The following is a 1,617-nucleotide window of genomic DNA, read 5'->3' on the forward strand; positions in this document are numbered from 1 at the left end:
AACCGGAAAAGCTTTCAAATTCCGTCATTCGCCAGATTGAAGGGCTGATCCTGCACGGCATCCTGCGCCCCGGCGAACGCCTGCCCTCAGAACGCGAGATGGCCGAGCGTCTGGGTGTCTCGCGGCCATCCCTGCGCGAAGCCATCGCCGATCTGCAGGATGCAGGGCTCCTCGCCACCCGTGCCGGGTCGGGCATCTTTATCGCTGACGTCCTCGGCTCGGCCTTCTCGCCCGCTCTGGTGAAGCTGTTTGCCAGCCATGATGAGGCGGTCTTTGACTATCTCGACTTTCGCCGCGACCTCGAAGGACTTGCGGCGGAACGTGCGGCGCGGCTGGGCTCTGACACCGATCTTCAGGTCATCGCGGCCATCTTCGCCAAGATGGAGGCCGCGCATCAGAAGCGTGACCCGTCGGATGAGGCCCGGCTTGATGCCGAGTTCCACATGGCGATCATCGAGGCGAGCCACAACGTCGTCATGCTGCATATGATGCGCTCGATGTTCGACCTCCTGCGGCAGGGCGTCTTTTACAACCGGCAGGTCATGTTCAAGCAACGCATGACGCGCGGCTCGCTTCTGGATCAGCACCGGGCCATCAACGACGCGCTTCAGGCGCGCGATCCGGACGGTGCGCGAACCGCCATTGAAACGCATCTGAGTTTCGTCAGGCGGGCATTGGAAGATGATCTGAAAGCCAGCCGGAATGAAGCCATCGCACGGCTGCGCTTTGAACAGGAAGGCGGACGAAAATAACCGCCATGCGCCGTTCTGAGACAGACCGGGGCATGTCCGGACGTCAGCGACAGGGTTAACAGCGTGTGAAACAACGGCGCCGCCGCGCGTTTGATTGTTTTCAAGAAACGTTACAAATCATCTTGACGCCGCCCTATTACCCATAGAAGGCCCCGGGCTATTCCCTATCTCGCCACATTTTCCGGATCATTCTGCCACATTACTTGTTGGTCAAAGGAGAATGACATGAGTGAAACAACCGGACTCTATCGCGGAAAGCACTCCAGCGGCATGGAGAGCGCCTATGTTGACAAGGGCGTTGGCAAACCATTCGGCATCCCGCGCGATCAGTATGAGGCCAAGGGCTACAAGCCAGCTTACGACAAACTGCCGGAGAAATGATCGCCACCGGTCCGGGAAAGGCGCGATCAAATCACAGGAACACGGCACTGACTACGTCGCTGTCCCAATCGCTGCGTTGACCCGGATGACCACCCACATCTTCAGCAAAACGAACAAGGGCCGGGAATGTTCCCGGCCCTTGTTCGTTTCATCTGATCAGTGGTTCAGTGCAGCCGGGTTTCGACTTCACCGATTGCCGCATCGATCAGCTTGTTCTTTTCGGTCGCCGACATCTGCTTGGCAATCAGGTCGCCCGCCGCCGCCACCGCGATATTGACCGCGCTGTTGCGCACTTCACGCACGGCCGCCGCTTCGGCCGAGGCGATCTGGTCTTCAGCCGCAGCAAGCCGCCGGGTGATGGAGGACTTGAGGTCTTCCTTGGCCTGTTCGGCTGCCGCCATCGCCTCGCGCTTCGCGGTCTCGACGATCCGCTCGGCCTGCTCCTGCACTTCCTTCTGCTTGCGCTCGTATGACGCAAGGATGG

2 protein-coding genes and 1 pseudogene are annotated in these 1,617 nt (G+C 59.9%); 2 read left to right on the forward strand and 1 reads right to left on the reverse strand.

Translation table 11 applies throughout. From position 1 onward, the window contains the following. On the forward strand, positions 1 to 752 hold a 752-nt coding region (locus WBB85_RS09235), incomplete at its 5' end, for a FadR/GntR family transcriptional regulator (protein ID WP_432638331.1). Positions 753 to 977: 225 nt separating this feature from the next. Next, positions 978 to 1,133, forward strand: coding sequence for a hypothetical protein (locus tag WBB85_RS09240; RefSeq protein ID WP_432638332.1), 156 nt, complete (start codon positions 978 to 980; stop codon positions 1,131 to 1,133). Positions 1,134 to 1,297: 164 nt separating this feature from the next. On the opposite strand, the pseudogene WBB85_RS09245 reads toward WBB85_RS09240, so the two are convergent. Beyond that, positions 1,298 to 1,617 (reverse strand): annotated as a pseudogene (locus WBB85_RS09245) (F0F1 ATP synthase subunit B); the annotation flags it as partial.

The sequence above is a fragment of the Albidovulum sp. genome, assembly GCF_049646345.1.
Taxonomy (GTDB): domain Bacteria; phylum Pseudomonadota; class Alphaproteobacteria; order Rhodobacterales; family Rhodobacteraceae; genus Albidovulum.